A 16,653-nucleotide genomic window follows, 5' to 3' on the forward strand; every position below is an offset into this window, starting at 1 on the left:
TCTGAGTCACTCGAAAAATGATGAATTCGAATATTGCAGTAAAAAGCGTTATTTAGGAGGTGTTACTATGACGCATATACTGGTGATTGAAGACAACCCAGATATACAAGAACTAATTCGTGAATTTCTAATGGCACAAAACTTTACTGTTGATGTAGTTGGTGCTGGAACAGAAGGTATTCTTCTTTTCCAAAAAAATTCATACGATCTTGTCCTCCTCGATGTAATGTTACCAGATATAGATGGCTATAGTATTTGTAAAATTATGCGAGGACAATCTGATGTACCAATCATTATGTTAACAGGCTTACATAATGAAGAAAGTGAAATTAAAGGATTTGAGTTAGGTATTGATGACTATATTACGAAACCGTTCCATTACACTGTATTTATTAAGCGTGTAGAGGCTGTATTAAGAAGGGCAGCAACGAAGGAAGCAGAAGCTGCAACTATACTACAATTCCATGAATTGATGTTAAACTCTACAGCATATGCAGCTTATGTTCATGGTAATCAAATTGAATTGACAACAAAAGAATTTGAAATTATTTATACTTTACTGCAAAATCGAGGAAAAGTATTATCAAGAAGTGATTTGTTGAATAAGGTATGGGGCTATGAACATTATGGTGATGTAAGAGTTATAGATACACATATTAAAAACTTAAGAAAAAAATTAGGAATTACTTATATTAAAACGGTGAAAGGCATTGGCTACAAAATCGAATCGTAGCAAAGACAACATCACCAAAAATATTTTCATCAAAACCTTATTATTTTGTATTCTTTTATCACTTTGTCTTTATCAAATTATTTACTTTCTAGCTTCAAACTACGATAAAGAACATTTTGCGAAAGAAAATGGAACGCCGACTACAGAACAGGCGGATTTAGATAGGCAAAACAATCAAAGTAAAACGAATCAAAATAAAGCTGTGTCAGAGGGAAGTATTTCCAATTTCCAATCTTCTATTATAGATTATAAATCTCTTTCTACAGCTATCAATCACCTTTTGCAGCCTAGCCAAACTGCAAAAGCAAAAGAACATACACAAAACCTTTCGGGGAAAAATAGCACTTCTAATCCGCTTACAGAAGCAGAAAAGAAAGCCGCTAATAATGATGCCTTACATACACAAAATGCAGCAAGTAAAATAAATGATATAAATGATAATCCAAAGTTAGCAGATGCGTTGCAGCAATTAGCTCCACATATTGGCGCGACAATGCTTGCATTATCACTACTCGGATCTTTAATTTATACAAAACTAATTGCCAAACCTTTTCAATATATGAGCGATGCTTTAAAAGATATTATGAATCTTGATTTCTCAGATAAAAAACTACTTAACAAAAATACAGATCAAACAGATTTTAATTTGCAAGTAGCCGCTTCACAAGTACCAAATATTGTGAAGAATTTACATGCAAGCAATCAAGATTTAAGAAATGAGCTCAAAAAGGAACAACAATTAGAGCAATCTCGTAAAGAATTTATGTCTATGGTATCCCATGAATTAAAAACACCAATCGCAGCCGTTATGGGACAACTAGATGGCATGATTCACGGAATTGGAGCTTATAAAGATAGAGATAAATATTTAAAACGTTCCTATGAAATGATGCAAGATATTAACATATTAACGGAAAAAATGTCGGAATTATCCAAAATACAAAACCCTCAATTTAAACCGAATTTAGAAGTCATTTCTTTATCTAATATTATTGAGGATGTTATGAAGAAAGTAGATTACTTTGTATCTGTAAAACAATTAAATGTACAATCTAATATTAAACACGACGTACAAATTTTAGCTGATCCTAAATTTATTCAAACTGCTATTTTTAACATTATTTCAAATGCAATTCATTATACAATTGACCACCAGCACGTATATATAAAGCTTTATGAAAAACCAAACGGTTACGCATTAGAAGTATTAAATACAGGTTCACAAATTGATGAAGATAAACTTGCTCATTTATTTGAGCCTTTCTATCGTGCAAACCCTGATAAACACGGTTTAGTACAAGGTAGCGGTCTTGGATTATATATCGTGAAACAAATATTAGATAAACATCAATTTCCTTACGGAATACAAAACACAGCTCAAGGTGTAAAATGCTCCATTGTATTCCCAAAAGCAATGTAGCATTCACTATAATTACATACCCCAAACTCATACTTTATGTGTGAGTGGCGGAATTTTGTAGAGTGTCTTACTCTGTTTCGTTCGCCCGTTATCCTTATTTGGATAGCGGGCGTTTTTTATTACTTAAAAGGAGGATTTTTTATGGATAAGTTTAAATATTCATTGCTCGTTTTATTCGGTGCTTGCAGCTACGGCATACTTTCAACTATTTTCAAACTCGGATTCCTAAGTGGATTTTCAGCACATCAACTATTAGGGGGACAATATGTCTTCGGATGGATTGGACTATTTCTACTCGTTCTTTTCTTTTCACGTCATAAAGTAACAAAAAAACAATTCTTTTCATTACTAACCGTCGGAACAACAATGAGTATGACTGGAATTTTCTACGCTATTTCTGTAGAAGAGCTACCCGCATCTATCGCTGTCGTCCTACTCTTTCAGTTCACTTGGATTGGTGTCATTATCGAAGCAATTGCAAATCGAACATTTCCAAGCCGCGATAAGATCATATCTATCCTTATTTTATTTGCTGGTACATTGTTTGCAGGTGGTATATTTGAAGGCCTCGGACAAAGTTTTTCTACGAAAGGGATTATCTTTGGACTATTAGCTGCTGTCTCTTTTTCATTCTATGTTTTTGCAAGCGGACGCGTTGCTACAGATGTTCCCCCTTATACGAAAAGCTTTCTTATGACAACAAGTGCAACTCTTATCGTATGCCTATTCTTCCCGCCGACCTTTTTAACAGATGGTGCCCTGCAAGCTGGTCTATGGAAATATGCTTTCTTCCTCGGATTATTCGGCGTTGTTGTACCTGTCATTTGTTTTTCAATCGGTGTACCAAAAGTTGGAACAGGACTTAGCACGATATTAGGTGCAGCTGAATTACCAACTGCTATTATCGCTTCTATTACACTTGTACATGAAGTCGTAACCTTCATGCAGTGGATTGGAATTATTTTTATATTGCTTGGAATTTTCACTCCCCAGCTGCTTACGGCTAGGAAAGAAAGGAAACATAATCGCGTGCATAGCGCTTGAAAAAAATACAGAATTTATATAAAGTAAAACTTTAATTAGTGGGGGTTTTGTTCATCCCCCACTGATTATCAGCCCTCACCAATCGGGCTTTTACGGGCAGTTGATCCCCACCTAACTGCTTCGCTTTCGCTGAATTTTGAGGTGGAGTCTTACTGCCCGTTAATGCGGGATAAAAATATAACTGCAATTAAAATAAGTAAATTTATCGGGAGGTATAAATGACTATTTTAAGCATCGTATTTTTTGCTATTATGTGTATCTTCTTCCTAATAAGATATATGAAAGAAAAGAAATTTTACGATTTACTTCTCATTCCCGTTTGTATATATGCAGGAGCAGTGAAAACTCCTTTCGTAGAGTACTTAAACTTTAATACTACATTTAAAATAACGTATGATATTGCAGCTATTATTCTTGTAATCCTTGCTGTACTTTTCTTTTTGAAAGATAAGAAAGAGAATCATACTGCATAACAAAAGACCTTTCATTTACTTGAAAGGTCTTTTTCTCTATCTCATTTTGCCGCTCCATACAGCTTCTCTATCTCATGCTCAATTTGTTTTACATCGATTCGCTCAAATAATGGCTGCACGCTATCAATTCTATTCGGCAACGTATTTTGCGGTTCCCAATTTCGGTTCACAATCGACAATGTGCTTCGAACTCTTTCACTTGAAAATGGTAAAAATGGTTCAAGGAGATTTGCAAAATTAGCAATAAGATAAATACAATTATAAATCGTTTCTTCACATGAAACTGGATTATCTTCTCTTTCTTTCCAAGGCTGCCTCTCATCAAAGTATTTATTTGCAAAACGTACGGCATCGAATATTGTTTCTAGCGCCACCTTAAATGTAGTTTGCTCAATCGCCTCTCCTACATTTTTATATAATCCTTCTACTTTATCCTTCAGTTCTACATTGATAGTTCCCTGCGGCACAATGCCATCATAATATTTTTCAATAAACTTTAATGTCCGGTTCACGAAGTTCCCGTATGCACCTAACAGTTCACTATTATGACTGTAAATGAATTCACGCCATGAAAAATCAGTATCACGATTTTCTGGTGCATTTACTGTTAAAAAGTAACGAATAGAATCTGGATTGTAACGTTCTAATATGTCAGGCACCCATACTGCCCAGTTTTTACTCGTAGATAACTTTCTTTTTTCAACTGTTAAATACTCATTCGAAACGATATGACGCGGGATTGCTTCCTCTCCTATTCCAAGTAAAACCGCTGGCCAAATGATGGAGTGAAATGGAATATTATCCTTGCCGTGTACATAATATGTTTGCGCATCGCTATTCCAAAACTCATGATCATCTTTTCCTGTTTCTTCAGCCCAATATTTACTCGCTGAATAATATCCTGCCACTGCTTCTATCCATACGTAAATTTTCTTATCTTCATACCCTTTCACTGGAATTGGTACCCCGATTGGTAAATCTCTTGATACAGCCCTATCTTGTAACCCTTCCTTTACATATCTTTCCGTTAATTGAATTGCATTATCACGCCATGTTCCTTTTTCTTTTGCGATTTCTACAACTTTTTTAATTTGCTGCTGAAATGTATGCAATGCAAAATAAAAATGCTCTGTTTCCTCTACAGATGGTGTACTACCACATAACTTGCATGTCTTTTCTAACAAATCGAGTGGATCTAAAATAGCTGAACACGCATCGCATTGATCGCCTCTTGCTGCTTCATGGCAATGTGGACATATTCCTTCTACATAACGATCCGGTAAAAACTGCGTACACGTTTTACAGTACGCTTGTTCCACTGTTTTTTTATAAATATAGCCTTCTTCCAATAAACGTAAAAAAACTTTTTGAACAGTTTCATGATGATGCTCGCTATCGGTACGTGTATAGCAATCATACGTAAAACCGAGATCACGAAAACATCGCTGGAATTCTTCATGGTACTTATTAGCAATTTCTTTTGCTGTCACACCTTCTTGTTTTGCTCTAATTGCAATCGGTGTTCCATTACAATCACTGCCCGAAACATACAACACATTCTCACCTTTTGCCCGGTAATAACGTGCTAAAATATCTCCAGGTAACAAACTCGCAATATGACCAAGATGTAACGAGCCATTTGCATACGGCCAAGCGCCTCCAATAAAAATACTCATCTTACATTCCTCCTTTTAAATATAAAAAAGCCCCGCCCTTATCTTAAAAAAGATAAGGGCGGGGCTGTATAAACAGTCGCGGTACCACCTTATTTCGCCAATTACTCACATAATTAGCCTTAACAAGTACGGAGCTATATGCTCTTATACTGTGGTTTTGATAACGAGTACCAACTCTCGTCGCCGCCTACTATTATCATTTGATAAGTTCAGGACGAAGCTCAAAGGCCATTGTTCAAATGAATATTCTTGCTTCTTCTCAGCTACCGAAGCTCTCTGGAAAGAATGTGTTCATCCTACTTTTCCTTTTCAACGCTTTTACGTATAAAAAGTATTGTACGACTTAATCACAGAAAAATCAAACTTTTATTCAGAAAGAAAAGGAAATCCCATCCCCCTGCCGAATAACTATACGTTCACAAAAGGAGTGATAACATTGAACCAAAAACAACTAAGCACTATTAATGAAAAAAGCTGGAATACAGCTGCTTATGAAGCTTGGACGAATCGCCATGGGGCACCGGAGGATTATGCGAAAAAAATCATGGAAGACCCTATGCGCGAGGTAGATCACTATTTACCTTACATACAATCTCCGAAAGGAAAACGTATTATTAATTTACTAGGATCAAAAGGGAATAAGGCCGTTGCTCTCGCCCTTTTAGGCTCTGACGTAACAGTTGTTGATATTTCAGCAAGTAATGCAAAATATGCAAATGAACTTGCTGATGCCGCAGGCGTTTCTATTCATTACATCGTTTCTGATGTACTAGATGTAAATCTCTCCAAATCATTTGATATCGTATTACTGGAGCTTGGTGTACTTCATTACTTTCTAGATTTAAAACCACTTTTCACCAAAATCTCTCAACTACTAAAGCCAGATGGAATACTTATCCTCCGCGATTACCATCCAATATACACAAAGCTATTAGGAGTAGACCACCCATCGTTTCGGGCCAATGGAAATTATTTCGATGAAGAATTGATTGAAGATGATGTTGCTTATAGCATTCTTCTTACAGAAGCGCAGAAAGAATCGTTACCGAAAACAACCATCCGTCGCTGGACATTAGGAGAAATTATTACAACACTCGCCGAAGAACATTTTAAGATTGAAAAACTAATTGAAGAACAGGGACCTCATCAAAAGTGGGTCTTCCCTTCTACTGCCCCAGAAGGAATTGAAGAACAAATACCCGGTCTATATACAATAATTGCGCGAGCATGCAAAAAAGGATCCCTTCACGGATAGGATCCTTTTTGCATGCTCGCGCATATAAGTTGAGGTTGGAGATTACCATAATTCTGTAGAATAGGACACAAGATATTTCAACATTTCGTCTCTGACTTACGTCGTCAAAAAGGGGTATGACCAACATAACGAAGAGTAATGTTTTAGTTGATACTGATAATCGTTATCAACTAATTAGAAGTATACATGATGTTATTTCAAATTTCAATAGCATTTCTAATATTTATTTATGGATTTTATGATATACAAATGTATACATTTTAAGAACTTTTTCTAATACCAATCTGACTCCTTCCATTATCTGCTATAATTTTCATTGAACAGATTAATAACTTCATAATAATGTTTTTATTAATTTCGCTTCAAATATCTATAAATCATAATAAACAGTTTAAATGAGGGTAGGGGTAACGATGAAATATGTTAGTATTCGAAAAAAACTACTGTTCACACTCTTAAGCATTTCTTCTTTATTTAGCATTGCTCTTATTGTTATTCTTTCATTCGCCATGAATCAAGCAAGTGAAATCGAAACGTTAAAAAATGATGTATCGAAAAGAGCGACGATTTTAAAAGAACGTGGCGATTGGTTCCAGGCACAAGTTGCTGGTTTACAAGAATATTTGCTATCACATGATCAAAAAGGATTAGATAAGTTCAACCGAGAAGGGAAAAAATTAGCTGATACTAGAGAGAAAGTAACAAGTGACAAGAAGCTCCCAGAAGGAATGAAAGAAGCCATTTTAATGGGAGGAAAATGGCGTAGCGTCATAGATAATGAGGTACTACCTCTTGCGCATGAAGGAAAATGGGACGAAGCATCTAAAATTGCTTTAGCACAAACAGATTATGTAAATGATCTGTTAGGTCGTTTTAATAAATATACAAATGAAGAAAATGAGAAACGTGACGCATTAATTGCTGACGTCGAGTCTTCTTCATCACTTATTCAATATATTATTTTCTTCTCACTCATTACATGTACATTAACGTCTATTTTATTAGCATGGTGGTTCTCTGGTAAACTCGTTAAACCAATTCGACAAATTGATGAGAAGTTGAAAGAATTAGCTTCTCAAGATGGAGATTTAACGGCTAGATTACACGTAACGAGTAAAGATGAAATTGGTGACATTGCAAATTCCTTTAATCAAATGCTCACTAACTTACAGCATATAATAAAACAAGTTCAACAAACATCAACAAGTGTAAAAGAAGCTTCCGAAAATGTATTTATCGAAACAACCGCTTCTATGGAAAATACCGCAAGGACACAAGAAACTATGAATGCTCTTGAACACAATATTCGTTCACAAGTTTCTAGCATTGAAGAAAGTTCAACCTCAATGGATGACATGGCAACGAGTGTTCAGCGTATTGCTGAGGCCGCCTCTTCTGTTACTAGTTTAGCTGTCACAACCTCAGAAAAAGCAGATGATGGGAATAAAGTCATTGAGAAATCTATTACACAAATGCATACAATTAACGAAGCTGTTAACGCTACATCACAAGTAGTTGAGCGACTCATTACACATACAAATCATATCGATACTGCACTTCAATCTATTTCTAATATCGCCGAGCAAACAAATTTACTCGCTTTAAATGCTTCTATTGAAGCAGCTCGTGCTGGTGAACACGGCAAAGGATTCGCTGTTGTTGCTGATGAAGTTAGAAAACTTGCTGAACAATCTCAACTAGCCGCAACTGACATTAACCATTTACTGCATCAAATTCAAGCCGATACAAAAATAGCAAATGACATGATGACACAAGGTCAAGCAGAGGCTTCTGAAGGAATTACGGTTATTCGTACCGCTGGATCTTCATTCTCAGAAATTGTTAACCACATTAACAAAGTCTCTACGCAAATGCAAGAAATGTCTGCAACTGCTGAAGAGATGGCTGCAAGCTCTGAAGAAATGAACGCAGCTTTAAATAATATCGCTTCTATTTCAAACGAAGTTGCTGCAGAAACATCACAAACAGCACATTCAGCTGGTGATCAAGTAAACAAAATGAGTATCGTGGCTAACAAATCATCTGAAATGAAAACAATCGTACAAGAACTTGAAATTCTCGTTTCTCATTTCAAAACAAACGCTTAAAGTGAAAATGACAAAAGCTCAAAGGTATAGGAAAGAAAGTTTTACAGTCTCTCTTTTTTCACTTTAAAATATATCTTTCTATCTCTCATTCCGTCTGCTATAATTCCTAAAGGAAATAAGAAAGCTTTATTCCAACTGGAGTAAAGCTTTCTTTCATTTTTTACATTAATTAATTCTAATACTAAGATTTCACAAAGGAGGCTTTTTATCATATGAATTTTGTAAGTATCAGAAAAAAACTTATGTTCATGATGGGAACGATTTGCGCTTTATTTGGTATCGCCTTAGCATTTATTTTATTTTTTGCTATTGACCAATCTCGTAAAGCTGAAACATTACAAAAAGAAATTTCTCCACTGGCAACAGAATTGAAAGAACGTGGAGATGCTTATCAAGTACAGCTCTCTGCTTTAAGAGGTTATTTACTACAACATGATCAAGTCGAATTAGACAAGTTTAATGAGATGAGTAAACGTCTTGAGGATTCAAAAGATAAACTTCTTTCTAATCCAAATCTTTCTTCGTCCGTAAAAAGCACAATGGAATTAGGGTCTACTTGGAGAAAGTTCGTTGAAGAAAAAGTATTCACTCTTGCAAAAGAACAAAAATGGGAAGAAGCTTTACAAGTAGCTTCTTCAGAAAACGGAACTGTCTATAAAGTAATTGGTGACTTCACAAATTATAGTAATGAACAAGCTACATTACGTGAACAATCTATTGAAAAAATTGACCAATCTGCACTCTTAATCGAATATGTTATTTTCTTATCACTTGTTATTTGTATTGTTGCTGCAATTATTCTTGCATGGTGGTTCTCTGGTAAACTTGTGAAACCAATTCAACAAATTGACACGAAACTAAAAGAGTTAGCTTCTCAAGAAGGTGACTTAACGGCACGTCTACAAGTAAATAGCAACGATGAAATCGGTGCTATCGCAGCATCATTTAATAAAATGTTAGAAAACCTACAACATATCATTAATCGTGTTCAAAAAACATCAGTGGAAGTACAAACTGCTTCTGAAAATATGCTAGAAAAAACGAATACATCACGTGAGGCGACAGTAAGAGTCCAAAGCTCGATGTCTAACTTAAATGCAAGTATTCAATCACAAACTTCTAGTATGGAAGAAAGTTCAACTGCAATGGACGATATGGCAGTAAGTGTTCAGCGTATTGCTGAATCTGCTTCATCTGTAGCGGAACTTGCTGTTGCCACATCTGAACATGCTAGCGATGGAAGTACCGTTATCCAAAAATCTGTTTCACAAATGACAACGATACACGAAGCTGTAAATGCTACGTCAGAAGTGGTTGAACGTCTAATCACTCATACGAAATATATCGATACCGCTGTACAATCTATTTCTAATATCGCTGAGCAAACAAACTTACTTGCTTTAAATGCTTCTATTGAGGCAGCTCGTGCTGGCGAGCAAGGAAAAGGATTTGCTGTCGTAGCTGACGAAGTTCGAAAGCTTGCTGAACAATCTAAAACAGCTGCAACAGACATTAATCAATTACTACATCAAATTCAAAATGATACAGAAACTGCTAGCTCTATGATGTCTCAAGGCCGTTCTGAAGCATTTGAAGGCATTCATGTTATTCGTGAAGCTGGTACTTCTTTCACAACAATTGTAGAACAAGTAAATAAAGTATCTACTCAAATGCAAGACATATCAGCAACTGCTGAAGAGATGGCTGCAAGTGCTGAAGAAATGAATGCTTCACTTAATAACATCGCTTCTATCTCGACTGAAGTATCCAGCGAAACCGCCGCAACGGCACAATCTGCTGAACAGAAAGTTATCGTTATGAATGAAATGACAGTAACTGCTGGAAAAATGAAACAAACAGTTGAAGAGTTAGATCAACTCGTATCTCATTTTAAAACAGAATAGATTTTCAAAAAATATCCCTCTTTCAAAGAGGGATATTTTTTTTGAGCTCATTTCCTGCACATTATGCTCATTTCCGTTATAATGAGAATCGATATCATTAAAATATAGGAGGGGCTGCTTATGTCACAAGAAGCATTTGAAAATAAATTATTGGATAATTTAGAAGCTGTTATTGACCCTGAACTAGGTGTTGATATCGTTAATCTTGGATTAGTGTATGATGTTACAGCAGATGAAAATAATAATGCTGTCATTACGATGACTATGACTTCTATCGGTTGTCCAATGGCTGGGCAAATCGTATCAGACGTTAAAAAAGTATTATCAACAAACGTACCTGAAGTCAATGAAATAGAAGTAAATGTCGTTTGGAATCCACCGTGGTCGAAAGAACGTATGTCACGTATGGTGAAAATCGCATTAGGTATTCGCGACTAAATAAAGTGGAAATTTCATCATTTGCGGATAGCGGGATAAAGAAAAGACCTGACTAGGATGTCAGGTCTTTTCTCTTATTATTTTACGCCTACTGCATCATAAGCTTTCGTTACAGCTTGTACAGCTTTAGAATCTTTACCGTATAAATCTTCGGCTGATTGAAGAGCAGCTTGACGCATCATTTTGAAGTCAGAGTTTGCAGTTAAATATTTCGTAAGAGCGCGGTAGTAAATTTTTTCTGTCGCTTCACGGCCCACTCCAGCTACTTTCACGTCGTAATGATCTCCGCCTTCAGATACTAAATAAGCAGCTTTATTATTAATACTACTGTTAATATGAACGCCACCATTATCAGCTGTTCCAGTATAACGTTTACTATAGTGATCTGGGTAACCTTCACCTGGTTTTAATGGGTTTGGAATAGACGCTGGATCTTTTAGTGAACGAAGTGCATCGCCTGGTTTTCCAGGTGTATAAATGTCAGCACCTAAATCCCAGCTCTTCTTCTCAACCATAACACCCATAATATCGGATAACGATTCATTTAACGCCCCTGACTCATTTTTATAAACAAGGTTTGCTGTATGTTCAGTTACAGCATGCGTTAATTCGTGACCGATAACATCAAGTCCAGCAGATAATGGAATGAATGTTTTTCCATCGCCATCACCATACATCATTTGCACACCGTTCCAAGCTGCGTTATTCCAGCTCTCTCCTACGTGAACAGTTGAAATAAGCTTCGCACCTTTATCATCGAAAGAGTTACGATTAAATGTTTTTTTGTAGTAATCATATACTTTTCCTGCATTTACATGCGCATCAACTGCAGCTTTATCTTCGAAGAACTTAGATTTACTTTCAACTTCTTCGCCTGTATATCCAAGCCATTGTGAGAATAAATTAAACAAGTTTTCATCCATATTTTCTGCATCAAATGTGTGAATACCTTGTCCTCGTTTACCGTCAAATAAGTTGAATACTCCCGTTTTTTCATCTTGGGCAATTTCAAATGATTGTCTAGCACCTAATACTCCGTAGCCAAACCCTGTAACGTGATCTACAGCATTATATTTCTCAATAACATTTCCATTTGTTGCATCAACAAAATAATGCCAATACCCTGGAGCTGGTTTTGAAATCGATGCCTTAACTAAGTATGCAAGGTAGTAATTACCGTCCTTTTCATATACAAATAAATCTTTTTTCACACCGTCATAATTCTTTACTTTACCAATTTCTTTCTCAATATCTGCCTTTGCAATTGTTTCTGCTTGTTCCGCACTAATGCTTGCAGATGCAGGGATATTTTTATCATCTAAATTCGGAATAACTTGTCCGAAGAATGCTTTTACATTATTCTCTTTATCAAGTGTAACAGTTTGATCAGAACCGTACACAGGAATGTTATTATGTTTCTCAACTAGCTTCACATGTGTCGTGTCAGATTCAGCGTCTTTTTCTTCTCCAACGATATTAAAATGCTTTTCAATATTTCCTGCTAATTTAAACATATCTTTCTTACTCTCTAAGTATTGAAAGACCGTCTCTTTTTTATCTAGTCCTTCCGGTGCTTTCCATTCTTCACCTATGTATGCAGGTGTTTTAAATTCTTGATGATATTGAATTTTTTGTTCTTCCGCTTTCGTTGTCGTTGCCCCAAACGCTCCAAATCCCCCGGCGATAACAGTTAACGCTAATGCTGATGAAATGACTTGCTTTTTCACTATAACATTCCCCATTCCCATAAAGATTTTTGACACTTTTATAAAATTCTGATTTTTACAGCCGATACCTCTACCGAAAATTTGAGAAACATTTTTCAGATAATTCCAATCAAAAAAGAGGACATCCTATCAGATGTCCTCTTTTCTATAAGCCTTTTATTGTTTTTTCAATTCAATTGCTAAATAGTGTGATTGCTCTTTCGCTTGAATGTGAGTATCTTCTTCTACAGATTCTGCTGCATCACGCATAACAAACGTTTCACCATTTATTACACTGCTTCCTTCAATTTGAACAAGATACAATTGACGGCCTTCTCGCACAGGAAAATGAATTTCTTTTCCGGCATCTAACGATAAAGAATATAAATTTGCATCTTGGTGAATTTGAATTGGTGCCTCTCCTTCTACTGGAGATACCATATGGAACCATTCGTTTTCACGCTCGCTCCAATCAAATTTAAACTCACCATAGTTTGGTTTATGATCCGCACGATCTGGTAAAATCCAAATTTGTAATAAACGTAGTGTTTCATTTCCTAAATTATGCTCGCTATGAAATACACCTGTGCCAGCACTCATATATTGAACATGTCCTCGCTCAATTGTTCCGCGGTTCCCCATGCTATCCTCATGTGTTAAAGCACCATCTACAACGTACGAAATGATTTCCATATCACGATGCGGATGCATATCAAAACCAGTTTGTGCAGCTACTAGATCATCATTAATAACACGTAACGCTCCGAAGTTCATGTTATTTGGATTATAGTAATTGGCAAAAGAAAAATGAAAATGTGTATTTAACCAACCATGATTTGCTCTGCCCATATTTTTATGATCAACTTTTCTAAACATATCCTTCACCTCATACTATATCGAATTCGAGATTTATTTTTAAATTTTTTCTCACTGTAATTTTTTTAGTAATTGTAATAATTGATGTTGTTCTTCTACATTTAATTTTTGAAACTGCTCCGCTTGGAATGTTTCTTGAGGCGGGACGATTTCTTCATATAAAACTTTTCCCTTTTCTGTTAACGAAATATATTTTGTAGTACCTTCTTGTTCACGACGAATCCACTCTAGCTGCTCCATTTTATTTAAAAGCTGCGTGATATTTCCCTTCGTAACAAATAGCTTATTTCCAAGCTCTTGCTGCGTTAGACGATTATGCCCTCCAACTTGAGCTAGTACATCAAACTGAGCGGCAGATACATTCCATTCTTTCAAATGCTGATTCGTCTCACGAATACTCTTATTATAAAAGCGTGATAAACGAAACCATAATAGTAATCCGAGTCTATCTTCTGTTTTCATTTCATCACCTCGCTCGTTTCATATCATTAGTTTAGAACTAAACTTTATAAAAGTCAAATACTTATTTTTAATAAGTATACAGAAAGCACAGCGCTATTTCTCCACTATGCTTTACATTAACTTTCTATTCTTATATTCATCCAATTTCCTCTCCGCGAACTTCCTCGCATCTTTTTCAATCCATCTATCTTCGTACACTTCACTTCCAACATACAATACTTCTCTCTTATGCTGCATCGCATGACGAAACTCATGCAGTAGTGTTTTGAGCACCTGCTCATACTCTTCCCACATACAAACAAAAATTAATTGTTTTTCTTTATGATAAAAACCACCTACTGGGAATAGGAATTCTTCTTCCTCTTCCCCTAATGATAGAAGCACATCGTTTGCATCACACGTATCACAAAAAATAACGGGCGTTTTACATGCTTCAATAAGAGAAAATAAATCCTCTCTCAGCTTTTTGACATCCCAATGAAGCTCCGAATCCAACACATACCAATTCTCTACCTGTTGATATACATTTTGAAACTGGAGTTCCATTTCTCTTTATTCCCCTTTCCAAGCACCCTTTTTCTATATGTATGCCACAATATGGTAAATATTAAACGTATTCTTTCATCCTTGAAAAAATGCCAATAAAAAAAGAACCTATGTCGACATAGATTCCTTTTCCGTAATCACTTTTTTTTTCATCACTTTTTTTAATACAAAATAACCAATTGCACAAACAATAGCAGCAAGTGCAAAGTATTTCACATATGGCCCCGCAACTTTATTAATGCTTTCCCACTCTGTTCCTAATTTAAACCCTAAATATACAAACACAATTGACCACGGAATAACAGCTAATGTAGTTAGCGTAATAAACTTAGCATGTGACATTTTCGCAATACCCGCCGGTATCGAAATAGCATGACGCACAACCGGAATAAAACGTGCGGTAAAGATAACGCCAGTTCCGTAACGATTAAACCAATCTTCAGCATAATCAATATGTTTCTTCTGAATTAAAATATATTTTCCATATCGCTCAAGAACAGGTCTTCCTCCGTATCGACCGATCCAATAAATGAATAGTTGTGCAATTACACCACCAATTGTACCAAACGCGACAGCGCCCCAAAATGTAATGCTTCCTGTTGATACTAAATAACCTGCATAAGACAATACGATTTCACTTGGAATAACCTCTAGCATTAATCCAAGCATAATTCCCCAATAACCAAGTCCTTCTAAAAAAACTAAAACCGAATGAATCAACTCTCCTAACATCATTTACCTCTCTTTACTGTTTTCATTACAAAAATAAAAGTACAAGCAGGAAATATCTTGTACTTTATTTTTTAAAATTTAGTTAGTCTTCGTATCCCACTTAAAGATTTTATTTAAGAATTTATATACATTCTTCGACTCTTTTGTCAGAAGTGGGCCTAAAATGGATAGTATAAGCACGTATAGTGCTGAGAAGGGTTTCAGTACTGACATTAAACCACCGGCGATACCGATATTAGCCATAATGATGGAGAACTCTCCTCGTGAAACGATTGTTAATCCGATATTTGTTGATGCTTTATGAGATAACCCTGCTTGTCTTCCTGCAATCATTCCTGCTACAAAGTTGCCGATTATTGTAAGAAGGACAGCACCTAACGTTAACCATATCGCTCCGCCTAATGAGAACGGATCAATACTTAACCCGAAGCTGAAGAAGAAAATAGCTCCGAAAAAGTCTCTGAATGGAACAACAAGATGTTCAATTCGATCACTATGCTCTGTCTCAGAGAAAACTAATCCTAGAAGAAGTGCCCCAATCGCTTCTGCAACGTGAATTGTTTCTGAAAAACCAGCAATGAAGAATAACGAAGCAAATACTACAATAATAAAGATTTCATCTGAGCTAATATTGAGCAATTTATTTAATAACGGCGTAGCCTTTCTAGCTACTATAAAGAATAGAAGCATATATCCTAAAGCAATTCCAATTGAAGTAAGGGCGCCTAAGAAGGAAGCGTGATCCCCTAGTACTAAACCAGAAACAACTGATAAATATACAGCAAGGAATATATCTTCAAACATAATAATTCCTAAAATTAATTCGGTTTCATTATTACCAGTTCTTCTTAAGTCCACTAACACTTTAGCAACGATAGCGCTAGAAGAAATCGTAATAATACCCGCAATAATTAAGATTTCTAGTAATGGGAATCCCATTATAAATCCGTATAACAAACCAAGTGAAAAGTTAATTAAAATATAAATCGTTCCGCCAATCGCAATAGAGCGTCCAGATTTAATTAGTTTTTTCATTGAAAATTCTAATCCTAGATAGAATAGAAGGAATAGAACCCCAATCCGTCCAAGGAAGGAAATTACACTTGCACTTTCAATAAATTTGAGATCGATAACACCTATTGTCGGTGCATGCGGTCCTACTAACATTCCGAGAACAATTAGAAAAGGAATTACTGAGAATTTAAATTTTCCAGCAATTACCGCTGCAATTGCCACTAAAACTAAAGCTGTACCAACTTCAAAAATTAACGTATCCATCT

Annotated in this window: 15 protein-coding genes and 1 other annotated feature; of the genes, 8 read left to right on the forward strand and 7 right to left on the reverse strand. The window is 35.7% G+C overall.

Annotated features, from left to right (window positions below; all coding sequences use genetic code 11):
- The first annotated feature begins 67 nt into the window (after positions 1-67).
- From CN409_RS25240 to CN409_RS25255, 4 genes are all read left to right on the forward strand, one after another.
- Complete coding sequence (locus CN409_RS25240) at positions 68-733, forward strand: response regulator transcription factor (RefSeq protein ID WP_000148834.1); 666 nt, start codon at positions 68-70, stop codon at positions 731-733.
- Positions 711-2,153, forward strand: coding sequence for a sensor histidine kinase (locus tag CN409_RS25245; protein WP_000201951.1), 1,443 nt, complete (start codon positions 711-713; stop codon positions 2,151-2,153). The genes CN409_RS25240 and CN409_RS25245 overlap by 23 nt, the downstream gene beginning before the upstream one ends.
- 141 nt (positions 2,154-2,294) lie before the next feature.
- Positions 2,295-3,197 carry an EamA family transporter gene (locus CN409_RS25250; RefSeq protein ID WP_000357151.1) on the forward strand — a complete coding sequence of 301 codons (903 nt, stop codon included), beginning with the start codon at positions 2,295-2,297 and terminating at the stop codon, positions 3,195-3,197.
- Positions 3,198-3,415: 218 nt separating this feature from the next.
- Positions 3,416-3,670, forward strand: coding sequence for a hypothetical protein (locus CN409_RS25255; protein ID WP_000154129.1), 255 nt, complete (start codon positions 3,416-3,418; stop codon positions 3,668-3,670).
- A gap of 41 nt (positions 3,671-3,711) precedes the next feature.
- Here the strand turns inward: CN409_RS25255 and metG are convergent, their stop codons facing one another.
- Complete coding sequence (gene metG, locus CN409_RS25260) at positions 3,712-5,346, reverse strand: methionine--tRNA ligase (RefSeq protein ID WP_000021588.1); 1,635 nt, start codon at positions 5,344-5,346, stop codon at positions 3,712-3,714.
- A gap of 51 nt (positions 5,347-5,397) precedes the next feature.
- Positions 5,398-5,668, reverse strand: a binding site (T-box leader).
- A 114-nt stretch (positions 5,669-5,782) separates the two neighbouring features.
- On the opposite strand from metG, the gene CN409_RS25265 reads away from it, so the two are divergent.
- The 4 genes from CN409_RS25265 to CN409_RS25280 all read left to right on the forward strand — a co-directional run bounded on the left by CN409_RS25265 (position 5,783) and on the right by CN409_RS25280 (position 11,051).
- The gene (locus CN409_RS25265; RefSeq protein ID WP_001072257.1) at positions 5,783-6,601 is read left to right on the forward strand and encodes a class I SAM-dependent methyltransferase; all 819 of its coding nucleotides are present in this window, start codon (positions 5,783-5,785) and stop codon (positions 6,599-6,601) included.
- A gap of 413 nt (positions 6,602-7,014) precedes the next feature.
- Positions 7,015-8,709, forward strand: coding sequence for a methyl-accepting chemotaxis protein (locus tag CN409_RS25270; protein ID WP_000878434.1), 1,695 nt, complete (start codon positions 7,015-7,017; stop codon positions 8,707-8,709).
- A gap of 212 nt (positions 8,710-8,921) precedes the next feature.
- Complete coding sequence (locus tag CN409_RS25275) at positions 8,922-10,613, forward strand: methyl-accepting chemotaxis protein (RefSeq protein WP_001012201.1); 1,692 nt, start codon at positions 8,922-8,924, stop codon at positions 10,611-10,613.
- Between the two features lie 120 nt (positions 10,614-10,733).
- Positions 10,734-11,051: a metal-sulfur cluster assembly factor gene (locus CN409_RS25280; RefSeq protein WP_098217947.1), complete on the forward strand. Its 318-nt coding sequence runs from the start codon at positions 10,734-10,736 to the stop codon at positions 11,049-11,051.
- A gap of 77 nt (positions 11,052-11,128) precedes the next feature.
- On the opposite strand, the gene nprB is transcribed toward CN409_RS25280, so the two are convergent.
- From nprB to CN409_RS25310, 6 genes are all read right to left on the reverse strand, one after another.
- The gene (gene nprB, locus CN409_RS25285) at positions 11,129-12,778 is read right to left on the reverse strand and encodes a neutral protease NprB (protein WP_000745125.1); all 1,650 of its coding nucleotides are present in this window, start codon (positions 12,776-12,778) and stop codon (positions 11,129-11,131) included.
- 156 nt (positions 12,779-12,934) lie between these two features.
- Positions 12,935-13,633, reverse strand: coding sequence for a pirin family protein (locus tag CN409_RS25290; RefSeq protein ID WP_000488932.1), 699 nt, complete (start codon positions 13,631-13,633; stop codon positions 12,935-12,937).
- A gap of 51 nt (positions 13,634-13,684) precedes the next feature.
- Positions 13,685-14,095: a MarR family winged helix-turn-helix transcriptional regulator gene (locus CN409_RS25295; RefSeq protein ID WP_000845462.1), complete on the reverse strand. Its 411-nt coding sequence runs from the start codon at positions 14,093-14,095 to the stop codon at positions 13,685-13,687.
- 111 nt (positions 14,096-14,206) lie between these two features.
- Positions 14,207-14,641 (reverse strand): DUF3920 family protein, encoded by a 435-nt coding sequence (locus CN409_RS25300; protein WP_000422791.1) that lies wholly within the window; start codon positions 14,639-14,641, stop codon positions 14,207-14,209.
- A gap of 108 nt (positions 14,642-14,749) precedes the next feature.
- The gene (gene uptA / locus CN409_RS25305; RefSeq protein ID WP_057096654.1) at positions 14,750-15,373 is read right to left on the reverse strand and encodes an undecaprenyl phosphate transporter UptA; all 624 of its coding nucleotides are present in this window, start codon (positions 15,371-15,373) and stop codon (positions 14,750-14,752) included.
- Positions 15,374-15,451: 78 nt separating this feature from the next.
- Positions 15,452-16,651, reverse strand: coding sequence for a cation:proton antiporter (locus CN409_RS25310; protein WP_000380223.1), 1,200 nt, complete (start codon positions 16,649-16,651; stop codon positions 15,452-15,454).
- Between the last annotated feature and the right edge of the window lie 2 nt (positions 16,652-16,653).

The sequence above is a fragment of the Bacillus sp. AFS012607 genome, from assembly GCF_002558005.1.
Lineage (GTDB): Bacteria > Bacillota > Bacilli > Bacillales > Bacillaceae_G > Bacillus_A > Bacillus_A thuringiensis_S.